This is a genomic window from Micromonospora cathayae (assembly GCF_028993575.1).
In the GTDB taxonomy this organism is placed as follows: Bacteria; Actinomycetota; Actinomycetes; order Mycobacteriales; family Micromonosporaceae; genus Micromonospora; species Micromonospora cathayae.
The window spans coordinates 7042310-7060215 of sequence record NZ_CP118615.1; the positions used below are offsets into that span (position 1 = coordinate 7042310).

The window sequence follows — 17906 nt, forward strand, 5'->3', positions numbered from 1 at the left end:
CCGTGTCCTCATGTTCGTCTCGCGTTGCGCCGGTCGTCGGCCGGGTCGGCCGTCGGCCCCTGACTGGTCAGTTCTGGGCCAGCAGCTCGCCCACGTAGCGTGCCACGGCGCGTACCGTGGCGATGGTGCCGGGGTAGTCCATCCGGGTCGGCCCGAGCACGCCCAGCCCACCGACGATGGTGGCACCCGGACCGTAGCCCGTGCTCACCACCGAGGCACCCCGAAGGTTGTCGATCTCGTTCTCGTCGCCGATGCGGATCCGCGTCGCGCTCGGCTCGACCTCGCCGATCAGCTTGAGCAGGACCACCTCCTCCTCGAGCGCCTCCAGGATCGGCCGCAGCGAACCCTGGAAGTCCAGCAGGCCGCCCCGGGTGAGGTTGGCCGTGCCGGCCAGCGCGATCCGCTCCTCGTGCCGCTCGACCAGCGTCTCCAGCAGCACCGTGGAGAGCGTGGTCATCGCCGGCCGCAAGCCGGGCCGGATCTCCTCGACCAGCGCCTGTACCAGCGGCGGGGTGTCCGAGAGCCGGGTGCCGACGAGCTTCTCGTTGACCAGCCGACGCAGGTCGGTGACGTCCTCGACGGGGACCGGGGCGGGCAGTTCGACCAGCCGCTGCTCGACCCGGCCGGTGTCGGCGATCATGACCAGCATCAACCGGGTGGTGGAGATCGGCACCAGCTCCAGGTGCCGCACCGAGGAGCGGGCCAGCGACGGGTACTGCACCACCGCGACCTGGCGGGTGAGCTGCGCGAGCAGCCGGACCGTACGGTGCACGACGTCGTCCAGGTCGACCGCGCCGACCAGGAAGCGCTCGATGGCCCGCCGCTCGGCCGGGCTGAGTGGCTTGACCCGGGAGAGCCGGTCGACGAAGAGCCGGTAGCCCCGGTCGGTGGGCACCCGGCCGGCGCTGGTGTGCGGCTGGCGGATGTAGCCCTCCTCCTCCAGCACGGCCATGTCGTTGCGGACGGTGGCCGGGGACACGCCGAGCTGGTGCCGCTCGACCAGCGCCTTGCTGCCGACCGGCTCCTGGGTCGCGACGTAGTCCTCGACGATCGCGCGCAGCACGGCGAGCTTGCGGTCGTCGAGACCCACTCTCCCCACCTCCCACGCGTGCCGGTCCACGCCCGGTCCGGCTCCGCCACGCACGGCGGACCTGACCTGGACCGTGGCCCTGGCACTCGACTGTAGCGAGTGCCAGTCTACGTCGGTGCCCCCCGGGAACGCGATGATCGGTGTCGACCTGTGCCGCGCACCGCGCCGCCGTGGTGGCCGATCGGCCGGTGGACCCGACCGGTGTCCCGCTGGTACGACTTGCCGGATGCCCCTACCGTGACCTGCATGACTGAACCGCCTCGCCCGCCCGGAGCGGGCGACTCCGGCGGCTACCCGCCGGAGCCGACCGTCCCGCTCGCGCCCGGGTCCCCGTCGACGCCCGCGGAACCCACCGCACCACTGTCCGGCGCGCCAGGGGCGTCCGGGTATCCCCCGCCCGGCGGCTCCCCGCCGTCCGACGGCTGGCCGGCGCCCTCCTACGAGCCGCCCACCCGGCCCCACGAGGCCCCGTCCTACGAGCCGCCGACGCAGAGCTACGGCGCGCCGGGCCAGGAACCGCCGACCCAGAACTACGGCGCGCCGAGCTACGAGCCGCCGACCCAGAACTACGGGGCACCCTCCTACGAGCCGCCGACCCAGAGCTACGGGGCACCCTCCTACGAGCCGCCCGCCCCGGGCTACGGCACGGAACCGCCCGCGCCGGGGTACGGCGTGCCGGCCGACCACCCGACGTCCGGTGGGCACTTCGCCGCCGGGCAGCCGCCCACCGGCGACCCGGGCTACCCGCCGCCGGGCACCGCGCCCGGGGGTTACCCGCCGCCCGGGGGCCAGCCGCCGCCCGGTGCCGGGTACCCGCCCGCCGGCGGGCCGGCCGCGAGTGGCGCGACCAGCGGCGACGACCGGCTGTGGGCGACCCTCGCCCACGTCGGCGGGCCGATCGGCGTGGTGGTCGGCGGCAGCCTCTTCGGCTGGGTCGGCCCGCTGATCGTGCTGATGGTCCGGGGTCAGCAGTCCCCGGCGGTACGGGCGCACGCGGTGGCCGCGCTGAACTTCCAGATCACCTGGGCGATCGCCATCCTGGTCGGCTGGCTGCTCACCGCGATCACCTGCGGTCTGCTCTTCTTCATCCCGCTGCTGCTCGCCCTGGTGCCGATCGTGCTGGGCATCGTGGCCGCCCTCAAGGCGAACCAGGACCTGCTCTACCGCTACCCGGCGAGCCGGACCTTCGTACGGTGAGCGCCTCCCGGTCGGGTCCGGCACGTCCGGCACCCGACCGGGGGCGGCCGGTCCGCCGTCACGGCAGCAGGTCGCGGACCACGGCGTCGGCGAGCAGCCGGCCGCGCAGGGTCAGCACGGCCCGGCCCTGCGCGTACGCCGCCCCGTCGAGCAGGCCGGCGGCCCGCGCCCGGTCCGCGCCGGCCCGCCCGGCCGGGTCCAGCACGGTCAACGGCAGCCCGCTGGCGAGCCGCAGCCGCAGCATCACGTCCTCCATGTGCGCCTCGTCGGCGGTGAGGACCTCCCGGGCCAGGCCGGGTGACTCCCCCGCGGCCAGCCTCGCCGCGTACCCGCCGGGGTGCTTGACGTTCCACCAGCGTACCCCGCCGACGTGGCTGTGCGCCCCCGGGCCGAGGCCCCACCAGTCGCCGCCGGCCCAGTAGAGCAGGTTGTGCCGGCAGCGCGCCTGCGGCGTCCGGGCCCAGTTGGAGACCTCGTACCAGGAGAAACCGGCCGCGTCGAGGGCGGCCTCGGCGGCCAGGTAGCGGTCCGCCGCCACGTCGTCCGAGGGGTACGGCAGCTCGCCCCGCCGCATCCGGGCGGCCAGCCGGGTGCCCTCCTCCACGATCAGGGCGTACGCGCTGACGTGGTCCGCCCCGGCGGCGACCACCTGGTCGAGCGAGGCGGCGAAGTCCTCGGCCCGCTCCCCCGGCGTACCGTAGATCAGATCGAGGTTGACGTGGTCGAAACCGGCGTCGCGGGCCTCGACCGCGGCGGCGGTGGCCCGGCCGGCGGAGTGGGTGCGGTCCAGCACGGCGAGCACGCCCGGCGCGGCGGACTGCATGCCCAGCGAGATACGGGTGTAGCCGGCGGCCCGCAGCGTCTTGAGCGAGGCCGGGGTGACCGACTCCGGGTTGGCCTCGGTGGTCACCTCGGCGTCGGCGGCCAGCCCCCAGGTGCGGTCGACGGCGTCCAGGATGCGGGCCAGGTCGTCGGCGGGCAGCAGGGTGGGCGTGCCGCCGCCGACGAAGACGGTGTCGACGCGCGGTGGCGGGGTGTCGCCGAGGACCCGGGCGGCCAGCCGCAGCTCGGCCAGCACGGTGTCCGCGTACGTCTCCCGGCTGGCCCCGCCGCCGAGTTCGCTGGCGGTGTACGTGTTGAAGTCGCAGTAGCCGCAGCGGCTGGCGCAGAAGGGCACGTGGACGTACACCCCGAACCCACGGGCGCCGACCGCGCGTCGGGCGGTCGGCGGCAGCGAGCCGTCGGTCGGGACGGGTTCGCCTTCTGGAAGGACTCCGGGCATGGCCACTAGTCTGCCCGGCATGACCTCTCCCGACGCGCTGGTGCGGGTGTCGACGGACCGTGGGGTGACCACGCTCACCCTGGACAGCCCGCACAACCGCAACGCGCTCTCCACGCCCCTGATGACCGAGCTGCTCGACGGCCTCGCGGCGGCGGTGGCCGACGACACGGTGCGGGTGGTGGTGCTCGACCACACCGGCCCGGTCTTCTGCTCCGGGGCGGACCTGAAGGAGACCGCCGCCGCGTACGCCAGCGGGAGCGTGCCGGCCGGGAAGCTCGGCGACGTGCTGGCGGCGGTCTGGGAGTGCCCGAAGCCGGTGGTGGCGCGGGTGGCCGGGCCGGCGCGGGCCGGTGGGCTGGGCCTGATCGCGGCGGCCGACCTGGCGGTCTGCGCGCAGGAGGCGACGTTCGCGTTCACCGAGGTGCGGATCGGGGTGATCCCGGCGGTGATCTCGGCGACCGTGCTGCCCCGGCTGGCCCCCCGCGCGGCGGCCGAGCTGTACCTGACCGGGGCGACCTTCGACGGTCGGCGGGCCGCCGAGGTGGGCCTGGTGACGGCGGCGGTGCCCGCCGCCGAGCTGGACGACGCGGTGGCCGGCTACTGCGCGGCGCTGGTCCAGGGCGCTCCGGGTGCGCTGGCCGGGGCGAAGGAGCTGCTGCGCCGGCCGGCCGGGGCGGACCTGCGCGGGGAGGTGGCGGCGCTGGCCGACCTGTCGACCGGGTACTTCCTCTCCGCGGAGGGACGCGAGGGCGTGCTCGCCTTCCGCGAGAAGCGGCCGGCCCGATGGGTGAGCGCGCTCGACGCGGGGTAGACAGGGACCATCCTGTCGACATTCCCGGCAAAAGCCCAGACACGGCACCTAGTTGGTGTAAGCGGTCAGCGGCCCGGAGTGCTGGCAGCGGGGACGTACGCTTGGCTGACTGCTGTTCAGGGGGTGTGGGTGCGAACTCGGGCAATCGTGGCAACCGGCCTCGTTCTGGCCGTCGTCGCCAGTCTCGGGATCTATCTCGTCGTCCGGAACCTCGGCGGCCAGCTCCGGCTGCCGATGGCGAGCCGGAGCTGCACCGTCCAGGCCGACGGGCAGGTACGCCTCAACGCCGAGCAGATGGCGCACGCCGCCACCATCGCGGCCATCGGCATCCAGCGGAACATGCCCGAGCGGGCCGTGGTCGTCGCCCTCGCCACCGCGTTCCAGGAGTCCGGGCTGGAGAACCTGCCCGACGGCGACCGGGACTCGATCGGGCTGTTCCAACAGCGCCCCAGCCAGGGCTGGGGCACCCCGGAGCAGATCAGCGACCCGCGCTACGCCGCCAACAAGTTCTACGCCGGGCTGAAGAAGGTGCGCGGCTGGGAGAAGATGCGGGTCACCGACGCCGCCCAGGCCGTCCAGCGGTCGGCCTTCCCCGAGGCGTACCAGAAGTGGGCCGACGAGTCCGAGGTGCTCACCCGGGCGCTGCTCGGCGACGCCACCGCCGCGGTCGCCTGCTCGGTCGGGCGTACCCCGGCCATGCGCGGCGACGCCGCCGCCGCGGCGCTGACTGAGGGCCTCGCCCTCGACTGGGGCCTGCCCGCCGCCGGCGGTCTGGCCGAGCTGACCGGGCTCTCCGTCCCGGCCGCCGACCCCCGCGACGGCTGGCGGTACGCGCACTGGCTGGTGTCGCACGCCCAGGACCACGGGGTCAAGCGGGTCCGGTTCGCCGACCTGGAGTGGACCGCCGACGCGGGAACCTGGTCGAAGGTCTCCGACAAGGGACGGCACGACACGAAGGTGGTCGCCGAGGTCTTCGCCGAGGCGTGAGCCGGAGCTGCCGGCGCGGCGCTGGGTCGAGGCGTGAGCCGGAGCCGCCGGCGCGGCATGGGCCGGGGCTTCGTCCCTGGTGAATCTCCGCTGACCTGCGGTTCTTCCGTCGTGCCGGACCGCCGGCCAGCCGGGGTGCCGTCCACCGTCGGGCCAGGGTCCGGTGGGTCGGGTGTCGGACGCACCGCCTCGCGGCACCGCGTTACCATCGGCCGTCTGTGCCAGAAATGACGGGTTCCTCATGGGGAGGGTGGACGGCGTGTTCGACTACGGAGGCCGTACCGGCTACGAGCCGATCAGCGATGTCGATCGCAAGGAGTTCCACGAGCAGGGCTTCCTGCTGCTGCGCAACGTACTGACCGAGGACCACCGGGCCGCGCTCGAGGAGGCGGTCGACCGGGTCTACGCCGAGGAGAAGGCCAAGGGCAACACCACCAAGGACGGAACCCTGCACCTGCTGGGCTTCCTCGAGCGGGACGAACTCTTCGGCGACCTGCTCACCCACCCGATCGCCTTCCCGTACATGTGGGGGCTGGCCGGCTGGAACATCTACACCCACCACAACCACCTCGACGTCACCCCGCCGGCGGCGGAGCCGGAGAAGCCGTACTGGGGTTGGCACCAGGACGGGTACCGGCAGAACTCCGACCCGGAGACGATGGACCCGAACCTGCCCCGGCCGATGTTCTCGCTCAAGGTCGCCTACGTGCTCTCCGACCTGTCCGAGCACGGTCGCGGCGCGACCAAGGTCATCCCGGGCAGCCACCTGTGGAACTCACTGCCCCGCCCGGACGACCTGACCGTGCACAACCCGGACCCGGAGGGCACGGTGGAGATCACCGCCAACCCGGGTGACGCCTTCATCTTCGACCGCCGCCAGTGGCACTCCCGGTCGACGAACCTGTCGACCATCACCCGGAAGATGCTCTTCGTCGGCTACACCTACCGGTGGATCCGTCCGCTGGACGAGCTGCACATCGACAAGGACGGCGAGTGGTGGGCCAACCGCACGCCGGTACAGCGCCAGCTCTGCGGTGAGGGCACCCACACCGCGAACTACTGGGGCATCAACTGGAACGGGTACATCGACGACGAGATCCCGCTCCGCAAGGAACTCAAGGAGCGCGGCCTGCTCAACCGCAACATCCCCTGGCTCCGCTGAGCCGTCCGTCGCAGGCCACCCTGTCGCCGCGTGCCGGGCGACAGGGTGCCCCGGCGGACCCCGGCCCGACGCCCGCGTCGCGCGGCCGGTGCCGTGGTCAGGCCGGCCCGACTCCGGCGACCAGTCGGCGACGGGCCTTGTCCCGGACGGGTTCGGGCAGGTCGGGTACGTCGAGCAGGCGGGGCAGCAGCTCCGGTTCCCGGTTCAGGGCCCGGAACACCTCACCGACGGTGACCCCGTGCGCGGGCCGGCTCACCACCTCGACCGGGTCCCCCACGCCGACCTCACCCGCCCGGAGCACCCGCAGGTACGCCCCGGGCAGCGCCCGCTCGGTGAACCGCTTGATCAGGTCCGGTACGCCCCAGAAACCGGCGAACGTCCGGCAGGGCGTACGCGGCTTGGTGACCTGGAGCAGCGCGGACCCGACCGCCCACTCCTCGCCGATGACCGCGCCGGTCACGTCCACGCCGAACGTGCTGAGGTTCTCGCCGAAGCTCCCCGGCGGCACGGCCCGGCCGAGTTCGGCCGCCCACCGGTCGGCGTCCTCCCGCGCGTAGGCGTACACCGCCTGGTCGGGGCCGCCGTGGTGGGCCCGTTCCGCGATGAAGTCACCGGTCACCCCGGTCGCCCGGACCGGCACCCGGCCGGCCACCGGCCGCTTGTCGATCCCGCTGCGTCCACTCGCGTCGCCGGCCCACTCCGCCTCGGTCACCACACCGACGTTCACCGACACCAACCTGCCCGTCATGCGCGCCAGCCTACGGGCGGGCGTCCGCCGGTCGGCGAGTCGTCCCCGAGGTCCACTCCGGGGAGTCGACAATGCCGGGGTGACCACCTCCCGTACCGGTCCCGGGCCGGTGCCCGTCCGACGGCCCCGGCCGACGCCACGGCCCGCCGCCGGGCCGGTGCCAGAGCTGGACTACTACCTGGTGTGTCCCCGGCAGCCGGACGCCGGGTGGAACGGGTACGGCGGTCCGGTCGAGGGGATCGTGGTCGAGGAGTTCCGGTTCGACGCGGACCACACGGTCCGCCGGATCGACAGCGCCGCCTGGACGCCGGGTGAGGTGGGCTGGTGGACGGCACCGGACCTGAGCCGCCGGCTACGGACCGACCCGGCGCTACGCGGCCGGGTGGTCGGCGCGGCCCGCCCCGACGTCGCGGCCGTCTACCACCGGCTCGGCGGGGGCACGTTGCCGGACGAGGACACCCTGCGCGGCCGGCTGGCCGAGGGCGAGCCCCGGAGGGTGGCCCCGCCGCTGGTGCTGAACCCGACCCCGGTCGCCCCCGGCGGTCAGGCCACCCGGACGTACCGGGTGCTGTTCGCCCACGAGTTGACCCCGGACGGCCTGGCCCGGCTGGCGGACGAGTGGCGGATGGTCCGGCCGGCCGCCACCCGGTCGACGGGGGTGCTCGGCACCGCCCACCGGCGGGTCGGGGCCGACACGTTCCGGTGGGAGCTGCGCCGGATCGGCTCGGTCGGGGCGTACTGCCTGGACGTGACCGTGGACCTGGCGACCGGCCGGGACGGGACGGTACGACCGGTGCTGCGTGAGCTGACCACGTCGTTGCGCCGGCAGGGCCTGGTCCCGGTCACGGTCGAGCGGTTCTGCTGACCCTCGTCGGCCCGCCCGGCCCACCCGGCCTGACCGGATCGCCCGACCCGCCCGGGTCGACGGCCGCCGACCGCTCCGGCTCGGTGTCCCGGCGTGGGACCAGGAGGAAGGTGAGGAGGCCACCGAGCGCCACCACCGCCGCGCCGACCAGTTCGGTGGCGCGGAAGCCGACACCCGCGCCGAGCATCGTCAGGTAGCCGGCGATCGCCACCGCCCCGCCGAGGTGGCTCATCGACTCGAACAGCGCCGAGGCGGTGCCCCGGTCGTCCGCCGGGGCCTCGCTGATGCACTCCCGGGTGAGCCCGACGTAGACCGGCCCGGAGCACAGACCCCACAGCACCAGCCACGGGAGGAACCCGGCGACGCTGTCCCGGGTGGCGATCATCGCCAGCGACAGGGCGCACAGCGCCATCGCGGTGACCACCAGGGTCCGCGAGCTGAACCGGCGCAGCAACGCCGGCCCCAGCAGGGAGCTGACCACGCCGCCGACGAGGACCGGCGACAGGGTCAGCCCGGCCGCCTCGGCGGACAGGCCGTGCCGCTGTTGCAGGGCCAGGCTGCCGATCACGATCACCGCGTTGTAACCGGCGCAGTAGGTGGCGAAGGCGAGGTAGCTGCCGGCCCGGCGCCGGGACCGGAGCAGACGGGGCTTCACCAGCGGGTCCGCCGACCGGCGTTCGACCAGCACCAGCACGGCCAGCAGGACCAGGCCGGTCCCGCCGAACAGCACGGGACGGAGCAGCCCGGCCCGCTCGCCGGTCTCCTGGAGGCCCAGCAGCAGCAGGACGAGTCCGGCGCTGACCAGCAGGGCGCCGGCCACGTCGAGCCGTTCGCCCCGCGCGGCGCGCGGCCGGTCGTCGGGCAGCAGGACCAGTGTCGCGGCGACCGCCGCCACCCCGACCGGCACGGCGCCCAGGAACACCCACCGCCAGCCGAACTGGGTGGTGACGAAACCACCGAGCATCGCGCCGGTGAGGCCCGCCGACCAGGCCGCGAAGGCGATCACCGAGAAGACCCGGCTGCGCCACGGCTCCGTCTCGAACCGGCTGGCCGCGATGGACAGCGCGGCGGGAATGGCGAACGCGGCGGCGACGCCCTGCAGGGCCCGACCGGCCAGCAGCAACGGCAGGGTCGGGGCGAGTCCGGCCAGCAGGGTGGCCCCGGTGCACAGCACCAGGCTCGCCACCAGGAATCGGCGACGGCCGTACAGGTCGCAGACCCGCCCACCGAGCAGCAGGAACGCGCCGATGGCCAGCGAGTAGAGGCTCACCACCCACTGCAGGACGCCGGGACGCAACCCGAACTCGGCACCGATCGCCGGCAGTGCCGTGGCGACGGCCAGGCTGTCGAACAGCACCAGGAACGAGGCGCTCGCCAGCAGCAGGGCCACCGCCCAGGACCGGCCGGCCGGAGGCCCGGTGGCCTCCGGCGCGACCGGCCGCAGGGTCTCGGTCACGGCGCCCCCGGCAACTGGTAGCCGTACTCGGCGGCCACCAGCCGCAGGTCCGGGCCGGTGAACAGGGTCGCCAGCTCGGGCGTCATCCAGCGCTTCCAGCCCTGGGTACGCCCCTCCCGGACGACCCGGCGGGTGGCGGTCGCCGGGTCACCGTCGCCGGCCGCCACCCGGTCCTCGTGGGCCCGCATCCGGTCGAACGAGCTGGCCTCGACGGCGGCGGCGACGGCGTCCCGGTCGACGGCGACGCCGAGCCGGCCCAGCGCCGTGGCGACCACCTCGACCGGGCGGGTCTTCAGGTCCTCGAAGCGCAGCACGTCGACGTGTGCGCAGCTGTCCGCCCGGCGGGCCCACGCCGTGTAGAAGGCGGGCCAGTCGTCGACCGGGCTCGGGCTGAAGTCCCCCGGACCCCGCAGCCAGTCGGGGAAGCTGGCCGGCACCCGGTCCCACTCCTCCTCGGCGAACCCGACCCGCCACTGGTGGCTGGCGTAGATGGCGTCCCGGGGGTCGCGCACCAGGATCCAGACGCCACCGACGGGTGCGTCGCCGAAGACCGCCGGCGGGTGGTGGGTCTTGACGAACCGCGGCCAGCGCCGGACCGGTTCGGCCCCGCCGACGTCCTTGTCGTGCTGGGAGGCGAGATGCCGGCGGTACGGGGTGTGCGCCGCCGCGACGACCGCCCGTCCGTCGCGGTGCAGTTCCTCGGTGTACGCGTCGACGTAGTTCAGGCGCAGTTCGGCCAGGATGTTGCCGATCAACGACTGGCCCGAGCCGCCGTGGCTGGCGACGACGATGTCGTCGGGGCCGAGTCGGCTCACGTTCCGGCGGTACAGGTCACTGACCCGGGCGTCGGCGCGCCGGCTGTCCGGCAGCGTGGTCACGGGCGGTCCACCGCTGCCCGGGACCGGGCCCGCGCCAGCCAGCCGACCGTCTCGTACGGGATGTCCAGCTCGTCCACCCGCAGCGACCGGACGTAGTCGTCGATGTCGGCGAGGATCGCCTCGAACTGGTCGCCGGCCTGGCTCTCCAGGATCCCGTGGGACCGCCAGGCGGCCAACCAGTCCGGCACCGACACCCGGTGCCGCACCGGCTCCCGCAGCACCTCGGGCTCCTCGAACAGGCCGCTGGCCCGGATCACCGGGGCCTGGTCCTCGCGGCGGACCCCGTACCCGTAGCCGGGGATGCGCCGGCGGATGATGTCCTCGACGGCGGCCTGGGTCGGGTCGGTCAGGTCACGGTGGTTCCAGATGCAGGCGAACCAGCCCCCCTCGCGCAGGATCCGGACGGTCTCCCGCAGCGCCAACGGCCGGTCCGTGGTGGCGAACGACGACCCGAACGTCACCAGGTCGTACGTGTCGGAGGGCAGGCCGGTCTCCTCACCGACGGCGACGTGCCAGGTGACCGTGCCGCCGCTGGTGCGTTCGATGCCGATGGCGCGCATGGCGTCGTTGGGTTCGACGGCGTCCACCAGGCAGCCGCGGGCCAGCAGGTCGACCGTCAGGTGGGCGTTGCCCGCCCCGACGTCGGCGACCCGGGGGGTGGGGCGGCCGGTGGTGGCGACGATCCGGTCGATCGCCCTGGGCGCGTAGGCGGGCCGCTGGGTGTAGGTGGCGGCGAGGTGGGTGTAGTCCCACTTGACGTACTGCTGGGTCGAGGTCATCTCAGGGGTGTCCTTTCGGGGTGTCGGGTGGGCTGGGCGGTTCACTCCTTCCGGCTGGGCGGGACGGGTGGGTAGTCGAGGAAGCCGCGGATCACGTCGATGAAGGCCGGGTACTCGTCGTCGGCGACGTTGTGGCCGCTGTTCTCGAACATGCGCAGTTGCGCGCCGGGGATGGCCGCCGCGATCTCCTCGGAGAACTCGGGGGCGCAGATCCAGTCGTGTCGGGCCCCGATCACCTGGGTGGGTACGGTGATGTCGGCGAGCTGCCCGGTGACGTCGTAGGTGTGCAGGTCACGGCCGTACGCCGCGTTGATCGCCTCCGGCGAGAAGATCGGCTGGCGGGAGCGTTCGCGGCTCAGGTCGAACCGCCGGGAGTACAGCGGCCCCATCGTCTCGAAGTACTCCCGCATCTCGTCGGCACTGGCGAAGGCCCCGGCGAACAGTCGCGCGGCCACCTCCTGCTGGGCGGGCGTGCCGCGCTCGGCGACCGTCTCCTGGGCGCGCTTGAGGAACCGGTGGTCCGGTGCGGTCACCACCAGGATCAGGTGGCTGAGCCGGTGCGGGTAGCGGACCGCGTAGGACAGCGAGACCATGCCGCCGTACGAGATGCCGAGCAGGCCGATCCGGTCGAGGCCGAGGTGCTGGCGCAGCGCCTCCAGGTCCGCCACGTGGTCGTCCATGGTGTACGTCTCCGGCGGCGCGGGGTCGGACCGGCCGCTGCCGCGATGGTCGAAGTAGACCAGCTGCGCCTTCTCGCTCAGCGGGGAGTAGGCCGGTTTGAAGCCGCTGTGGTCGCCGCCCGGTCCGCCGGGGACCACGAAGAGGACGGGTTTCTGCCGCATCCCGGCTCCGTCGGGCACCAGTCCGGCGCCCTCGATGTCGAAGAAGATCCGGGTGCCCCGGATGTCCGCGTACATGCGTGGTGCTCCTCTCGCGGGTTATCGGTGGCTCGCGGCCGGCGGCCGGAGCAGGTCCCGGACCACCGGTCCGAGGGCGTCGGCGACCAGGGCGTTGCCGTGCGGGCCGCAGTGCGGCCCCAGCCGGCCGTGCGTGTAGAGCGCGGTGCGGTCCGGTTCCCGCCGGAACCGGGTGGTGAGGTCCACCACCGGCAGCACCGTGCCCAGCTCGGCGAAGGTCCGCTGGTGGGCGGTGCCGCCGTCGGCCCGGTCCAGGTCGGCCAGTTGCGGGACGACCACCAGGACCGGGTGTTTGCCGGCGGTGCGGCAGACCGTGGCGAACCGTTCGACCAGCGCGGCCAGCAGGCGGCGGGCCGCCGGGTCGGCGTAGAGCCGCCGGGTCCACCGGGCGTTGTCCCGCAGGACCACGCCGAACGCGGCCCGCCGGGCCCGCTCCCGCCGCTGCGGGCCACGGCCCAGGCCGGTGAGCAGGTGTCCGAGCACCGGCAGGTGCCGCTGGCCCCGCCGGACGAGCTTGGGCAGGTACGGGAAGCCGAGCACGTCGCGGCGGAACTTCGCGGCGTGGAACGGGTCCAGCGCGGTGATCTCCGGCAGCCGGGCGTGGTAGGTGGCGTAGTCACCGGGCGCGCGGATCGGGCTGGGGTGCAGGGTCAGCCCGCCCGGGTCCAGGGTGAACCGGGGCTTGAAGGCGAGCACGTTGCCGTACTCGAAGAAGTGCTTCCAGTACGAGTGCACCCGGGCGATGGTCTCCGGCACCACGCCCATGATCACCACCTGGGACTCCAGCGTCGGCAGTTCCCGTTCCAGTCGCAGCAGGGCCTGGTCGAGCCCGTAGTTGCCGACGCCGTAGTTCGCCACCCCGACGTCGAGGAGCCGGCCGAGCTGGTGCGGCCAGGTCTGGTCGTCGTCGACCAGCCGGCAGAACGTGAACGAGTCCCCGAACGCCGCGACCGGCGCGGGCCCGTCCGCCAGCCGGGGATCGTGCCGGCGGGCCCGCCCGTCCAGCCGGTAGCCGGTGGTGCCCCGGTCGGTGGGCTCGGTGCCCCGCTCCCCCGGGCGGCGGCACCAGCCCAGCTCCGGGTCGAACGAGCGGGCCACGTGCCGGTCGACCAGGGCCGGCGCGATGGCGGGCGCGGTGTCCCGCGCGGTGACCAGCCAGGGGAAGTCCGGACGCAGCCGGTGCACCAGCGCGGCGACGCCGGCCTCCACGGCGAGATACCCGGCCGGCACGGCGAGAAGCCTGGAAAGTCTCATCCGACCCGCACCGCCAGCGCGTCCAGGATCCGCTCGACCAGGTCCTCCGGCGTACCGTCCCGGCCGGAGCTGTCCAGCACCAGGTCCGGTTCGGCCGGCCGGGGGAACGGGATGTCCACGCCGACGACGTCGCTCGCCGCGCCGGCCAGCGCCGCCCGGTAGAGGCCCTTGGTGTCCCGCTCGACCACCACCTCCATCGGCACGTCCAGCAGCACCTCGAAGTAGCCGTCGAGATGTTCCCGGTTCCACCGCTGCCACTCCGGGAAGATGGACAGCACCGCCGCGACCACGTGGATGTCCTGCTGGTCGAGCATCCGGCACAGCCGGCTCAGCCGCTCGGCGTTCACCCGCCGGCCGGCCACGTCGTGCGACAGCGTGCCGCCCCAGACCTCCCGCAGCAGGTCACCGTCCAGGTAGACCAGGTTGGGGTGGTCGGCGCGCAGCCGGGCGGCGAGGCGCAGCCCCACCGTGGTCTTGCCCGCCCCGGACAGCCCGATCAACCAGACGATCATCTCCGCGCCTCCTGTCCTCCGGCGAACGCCAGCCGTCCCCGCCGGACCAGGTCCGTGGCGACCGCGAGGTCGTCGGCGTCGTCCACCTCGGCCCAGGCGTCCGGGCACGGCACGGTGCCGATCCGTTCCCCGGCGTCGACCAGGGCCTGGAGCAGGCTGGTCAGGTCCAGGGCGTCCACCTGCCGGGGCGGCAGCCCGGCCAGCAGCCGTTCCACCGCCGCCCAGGCCGGTGGGGTGAACCGCAGCAGGCCCAGGTACTGGCCGGTCACCTCGTCCACCGAGTGCGGGGTGCCACCGATCTCGGAAAGCGTGCCGTCCGGCCGCCGCCGGAACGTCTCCGCGTCGTCCAGCGGGTCGGCGAACCGCAGCCGCCACAGCCGCAACCAGTCCGGGTCGTAACTGATGGCGAGGTCCCCGTCGGCGGCGAGGAGGTTCCGCACGGTGGCCGCCGAGTAGACGATGTCGCCGTACGAGACGACGCACGGCCCGGACCGCAGCCACGGCGCGGCGGCGAGCAGCGAGCCGACCATGTTGGTCCGCTCCCACCGGGGGGCCGGGAACACCGGCAGCCCCTGCGCGGCCACCAGGTCGGCGCGGTAGCCGGCCACCACCGCCAGCTCGGTGACGCCGCCGGCGGTCAGCGCCGCGCGCTGCCAGTCCAGCAGCGGTCGCCCGGCCAGCGGCACCAGGCACTTGGGTCGCCGCGCGGTCAGTTCACCCAGCCGGCTGCCCCGTCCGGCGGCCAGCACGACGCCCCTCACCGGAGGGCCCCGAAGTGCGACCGGAACAGCGCGACGTCCTCCCGGGCCAGGTGGTGCGGGAGTCGTTCCGGGTGCCACATCAGGCCCACCACCGGTGCCGTCTCGTGCCGTACCCCCTTCACCACCCCGTCGGCGGTACGGGCCCAGGCCCGCAGCGGCGTCCGGGTGGTGTGCGCGGCCCAGTGGTGGTAGCTGTTGACCACCCGCTGCCGGCCGTCGACCAGTACGGTCTGCCGGGCGGTCACGTGCCCGGCCACCCGGGACAGCGGCACCCCGAACCGGCGCAGCAGCAGTTGCATGCCCCGGCACACCGCCACCACCGGCAGGTTCGCGCCCAGTGCCGCGTCGAGCAGCGCCGCCTCGGTGGCGTCCCGTTCCGGGGCGTCCCCGCCGAGTTCGGCCAGGTCGTTGCCGCCGGTCAGCAGGACACCGTCGGGGCGTACCCGGCGCAGCAGCCGGTCCGCCGTCTCCGGATGGTTCGGTACCGGCACCCCGCACAGGCCGCCGGCCGCCAGCAGCGGCCACCAGCGCTGGTCGACCGCGTCGCTGCGGGTGCCGTGGGTGGCGTCGACCAGCACCCGCGAGGAGACCGCCACGCACCTCATCGCAGCAGCTCCACCCGGCGGTTCAGGCAGTCGATGGTCAGCCGGTTCGCCGACGACCACCGGTCGTACAGGGTCTCGCCGACGCCGATCACCGCCGGCACCCCGAACTGGTGGGCCCGGATCGCCATGTGCGAGTTCGCGCCGCCGTAGCGGGTGACGAAGCCGGCCACCCCCTCGGAGAAGATCCAGTCGTACCCGGGGTCGCCGCTGGGCAGCATGAGGATCCGACCGCGCAGGTCGGTGGGGTGCGTCGACACCTGCGCCACCGGGCCGGTCGCGCGACACTGGGTCACGTAGTTCGGTTCGGTACCGGGCACGTGGAAGGCGGTCACGTCGGCGGGCCCGGTGATGATCGGCGGCAGCACCAGCCGGCGGGTCAACCCGTACTGCTGCCGGCCGTCGGCGGCGCACCGGGCCAGCACCTCCGCCGGGCTGGACGCGCTGCGGTAGAGGGTGTCCACGCAGTCCACGCCCACGTACGACATGTCGTCCGGGGACAGGCCCACGCCGCCGCCGAGCTGCCGCAGCAGCGACAGCGCCTCGCTGAGGTGCCGGGAGAACTCGAACTTGGCGTTCTCCCGGTGCTCGATGCTGGTGACGATGAACGCCAACAGCCCGTACGCGTCCTGGTCGAGGCGGTGCTGGCGAAGCAGGTCGTCGATGGCCCGCATGGTGTCCGCCGGCAGCTCGAACGGCTGTCGCGGGTCGCCGGGCGGCCGCCGGCCGGGCCAGTCGAAGTAGCCGTCGGGGTCCTCGTCGTAGCGTGGGCAGCGGATGTCGTACGTGCCCGGACGCAGGAAGCCGTACCGGTCCAGGAAGTCCTCCCGGCTCAGCAGCGCGCGGTCGTGCAGCATCCGGTTGGTCACCGTGTCCAGGGAGGCCATCAGCCGGGCCACGTCCGCCTCGGTGAGCACCCCCACCGCCACCAGCGAGCGCAGGATCTCGGTGGCGACGAAGCCCAGCCGCGCGAAGCCGGCGAAGGCCAGCGTGCCGAACCGCCGGCAGTCCTCCAGCAGCCAGTAGATCTGGGCCGGCAGGTCCAGCTCCGACCGGCGTACCTGGTCGAGTTTCGCGCCGAGCGAGGTGATGTTGGCCAGGTCCTCGCGGCGGGCCGGATGGTCGGGGTCCATCAGGTCGTTGGTGAGGGTCCGCAGGGCGGCGACCAGGTCGTCGCGTTCCCGCGCGCTGAACAGGTCACCGGTCTGGTCCGCCAGCCGCTGCCGCAGGGTGAACGAGTAGCAGGAGAAGACCACCTCGAACTCGACCTTGTCGTGCAGCTCGGGGCGACGGGTGAGCCGGTCGACGCAGTGGTCGACCAGGCGGGCCGCCAGGTGGTCGTCGACGCTGGCGGGGATCAGCGAGTTGCAGCTCTCCCGCACGTCGACGTAGGGCAGCCCGAAGAAGTCGAGCATCAGCGGGAAGCCCCGCACGTCCCGGTACCCGTACCGGGCCCGCTGGTCGGCCCACTGGGCGTCGGTGATGAGCCGGCGGTACAGCGACAGGGCGAGCGGCCGGGGCCGGGTGCCGACGATCTCGGCGGGGTTCCAGTCCGGCATCACCCCGAAGACGGTCCGCTCGCCCAGCAGCCGGGGGTGCGGCTGGCCGGCGGTACGCACCTTCTCCGCCACCGCGTCCAGGCCCCGCTGGTGCGCCTCGTTGTCGCCGTCCGCCGGCACCACCAGCGGACGCACCTGGAGCAGGTACAGCTCGTCGGCCCGGTCGTAGGCGAACTCGATGTCGAGGTTGGCCTGGCCGAACAGGTCCTCCAGTTCGGCCGCGAGCGCCGTCAGCCGGCGCAGCCGGGGGTCGACCCCGGGTCGGATCGCGCCCCGCCAGGCGTAGTAGGTGTGCAGCCGGGCCCGGTGCCCGTTGGTGACCGCCGACGGGTCACCGCCCTGCTCGTAGTTGACCACCAGGTACGGGGCGCCGGTGTTCGGGTCGCAGGTGAACACCACCCCGGTCATGGTGGCGTCGCAGACGTACGGCTGGACCAGCACCAACTGCTCGTCGAGCGACCAGGCGGCCGGGTCGCCGGGGCGTTCCCGGTAGGACGCGATGACGTCCTCGACAGCGTCCCGCAGCGCGGCGCGTCCCTCGACCCCGCCCACCGAGCGGTAGCCGCCGGGCATCATCGTGGCCGGGTCGTCCTCCTGGCGGGTGCTGCTGCGCACGATCAGTGGCCGGTGCCCCCAGTCGAGGGCGGCCACGTCGTCGAGGACGCGGTCCCGGTCGGCGTGCCAGCGTCCGACCGGGAAGTGGTGCAGCGGCAGGATCCGGGCGGTACGGATCAGCGGCGTGAGCTGTTCCAGCGTCTCGGCCTTGGAGCCGAACAACGCGGCCGGCCGGTCCGGGCCGTGCCCCGGTGGTGGGCCGGAGGACGGGGCCGCGGCAATCAGATCGGACGTCATCGTTATCCTTCGCTTTCCGGGCCGAAGCGGGGAAACGCTTCCGGGCCGAGGCTGGGGATGTGCGCATGTCCTGGTCGACGGTGTGCCGTCGACGGTTCAGCGATTCACGCCGGGAGCGGCCGCTTGCCCGGTGTAACCGCATGAGAAATACGTCCCCGCACCCACTGTGGATAAACCAGACGGTATTCCGTCAT

At 73.8% G+C, this 17906-nt stretch carries 17 protein-coding genes; 5 read left to right on the plus strand and 12 right to left on the minus strand.

What is annotated here, in order from left to right:
* Window positions 1-67: 67 nt before the first annotated feature.
* Complete coding sequence (gene hrcA, locus PVK37_RS30945; RefSeq protein ID WP_275031397.1) at window positions 68-1090, minus strand: heat-inducible transcriptional repressor HrcA; 1023 nt, start codon at window positions 1088-1090, stop codon at window positions 68-70.
* A 246-nt stretch (window positions 1091-1336) separates the two neighbouring features.
* On the opposite strand from hrcA, the gene PVK37_RS30950 reads away from it, so the two are divergent.
* Complete coding sequence (locus PVK37_RS30950) at window positions 1337-2287, plus strand: DUF4870 domain-containing protein (protein ID WP_275031398.1); 951 nt, start codon at window positions 1337-1339, stop codon at window positions 2285-2287.
* A 58-nt stretch (window positions 2288-2345) separates the two neighbouring features.
* On the opposite strand, the gene hemW is transcribed toward PVK37_RS30950, so the two are convergent.
* Window positions 2346-3569, minus strand: a complete 1224-nt coding sequence (gene hemW, locus PVK37_RS30955; RefSeq protein ID WP_275031399.1) for a radical SAM family heme chaperone HemW — start codon at window positions 3567-3569, stop codon at window positions 2346-2348.
* A gap of 19 nt (window positions 3570-3588) precedes the next feature.
* On the opposite strand from hemW, the gene PVK37_RS30960 reads away from it, so the two are divergent.
* From PVK37_RS30960 to PVK37_RS30970, 3 genes are all read left to right on the plus strand, one after another.
* Complete coding sequence (locus PVK37_RS30960) at window positions 3589-4380, plus strand: enoyl-CoA hydratase-related protein (protein ID WP_275031400.1); 792 nt, start codon at window positions 3589-3591, stop codon at window positions 4378-4380.
* A 123-nt stretch (window positions 4381-4503) separates the two neighbouring features.
* A complete protein-coding gene (locus tag PVK37_RS30965; RefSeq protein WP_275031401.1) occupies window positions 4504-5367 on the plus strand; it encodes a hypothetical protein in 864 nt (287 codons plus the stop codon).
* Between the two features lie 259 nt (window positions 5368-5626).
* On the plus strand, window positions 5627-6529 hold the full coding sequence (locus PVK37_RS30970) for a phytanoyl-CoA dioxygenase family protein (protein ID WP_275031402.1): 903 nt from the start codon (window positions 5627-5629) through the stop codon (window positions 6527-6529).
* Window positions 6530-6626: 97 nt separating this feature from the next.
* On the opposite strand, the gene PVK37_RS30975 is transcribed toward PVK37_RS30970, so the two are convergent.
* Window positions 6627-7277 carry an MOSC domain-containing protein gene (locus PVK37_RS30975; protein ID WP_275031403.1) on the minus strand — a complete coding sequence of 217 codons (651 nt, stop codon included), beginning with the start codon at window positions 7275-7277 and terminating at the stop codon, window positions 6627-6629.
* A gap of 79 nt (window positions 7278-7356) precedes the next feature.
* Between PVK37_RS30975 and PVK37_RS30980 the strand changes: the two genes are divergently transcribed.
* Window positions 7357-8142, plus strand: coding sequence for a hypothetical protein (locus tag PVK37_RS30980; RefSeq protein ID WP_275031404.1), 786 nt, complete (start codon window positions 7357-7359; stop codon window positions 8140-8142).
* On the opposite strand, the gene PVK37_RS30985 is transcribed toward PVK37_RS30980, so the two are convergent.
* From PVK37_RS30985 to PVK37_RS31025, 9 genes are read right to left on the minus strand one after another with little or no spacing between them, the layout of a single operon-like run.
* Window positions 8120-9598, minus strand: a complete 1479-nt coding sequence (locus tag PVK37_RS30985) for an MFS transporter (RefSeq protein WP_275031405.1) — start codon at window positions 9596-9598, stop codon at window positions 8120-8122. The two genes, PVK37_RS30980 and PVK37_RS30985, sit on opposite strands and share 23 nt — an antisense overlap.
* Window positions 9595-10476 carry a sulfotransferase domain-containing protein gene (locus PVK37_RS30990; protein WP_275031406.1) on the minus strand — a complete coding sequence of 294 codons (882 nt, stop codon included), beginning with the start codon at window positions 10474-10476 and terminating at the stop codon, window positions 9595-9597. Before PVK37_RS30990 ends, PVK37_RS30985 begins: the two co-directional genes overlap by 4 nt.
* A complete protein-coding gene (locus tag PVK37_RS30995) occupies window positions 10473-11255 on the minus strand; it encodes a class I SAM-dependent methyltransferase (protein WP_275031407.1) in 783 nt (260 codons plus the stop codon). Before PVK37_RS30995 ends, PVK37_RS30990 begins: the two co-directional genes overlap by 4 nt.
* 41 nt (window positions 11256-11296) lie before the next feature.
* Window positions 11297-12172 (minus strand): alpha/beta fold hydrolase, encoded by an 876-nt coding sequence (locus tag PVK37_RS31000; RefSeq protein WP_275031408.1) that lies wholly within the window; start codon window positions 12170-12172, stop codon window positions 11297-11299.
* A 21-nt stretch (window positions 12173-12193) separates the two neighbouring features.
* A complete protein-coding gene (locus PVK37_RS31005; RefSeq protein WP_275031409.1) occupies window positions 12194-13426 on the minus strand; it encodes an SGNH/GDSL hydrolase family protein in 1233 nt (410 codons plus the stop codon).
* Window positions 13423-13938: an adenylyl-sulfate kinase gene (locus tag PVK37_RS31010; protein WP_275031411.1), complete on the minus strand. Its 516-nt coding sequence runs from the start codon at window positions 13936-13938 to the stop codon at window positions 13423-13425. The genes PVK37_RS31005 and PVK37_RS31010 overlap by 4 nt, the downstream gene beginning before the upstream one ends.
* Complete coding sequence (locus PVK37_RS31015) at window positions 13935-14699, minus strand: phosphocholine cytidylyltransferase family protein (RefSeq protein ID WP_275031413.1); 765 nt, start codon at window positions 14697-14699, stop codon at window positions 13935-13937. The genes PVK37_RS31010 and PVK37_RS31015 overlap by 4 nt, the downstream gene beginning before the upstream one ends.
* Entirely contained in the window at window positions 14696-15295 is a 600-nt protein-coding gene (locus PVK37_RS31020; protein WP_275031415.1) for a gamma-glutamyl-gamma-aminobutyrate hydrolase family protein, read from the minus strand. The genes PVK37_RS31015 and PVK37_RS31020 overlap by 4 nt, the downstream gene beginning before the upstream one ends.
* 5 nt (window positions 15296-15300) lie before the next feature.
* The gene (locus tag PVK37_RS31025; protein ID WP_275031416.1) at window positions 15301-17712 is read right to left on the minus strand and encodes a PEP/pyruvate-binding domain-containing protein; all 2412 of its coding nucleotides are present in this window, start codon (window positions 17710-17712) and stop codon (window positions 15301-15303) included.
* Window positions 17713-17906 lie beyond the last annotated feature (194 nt).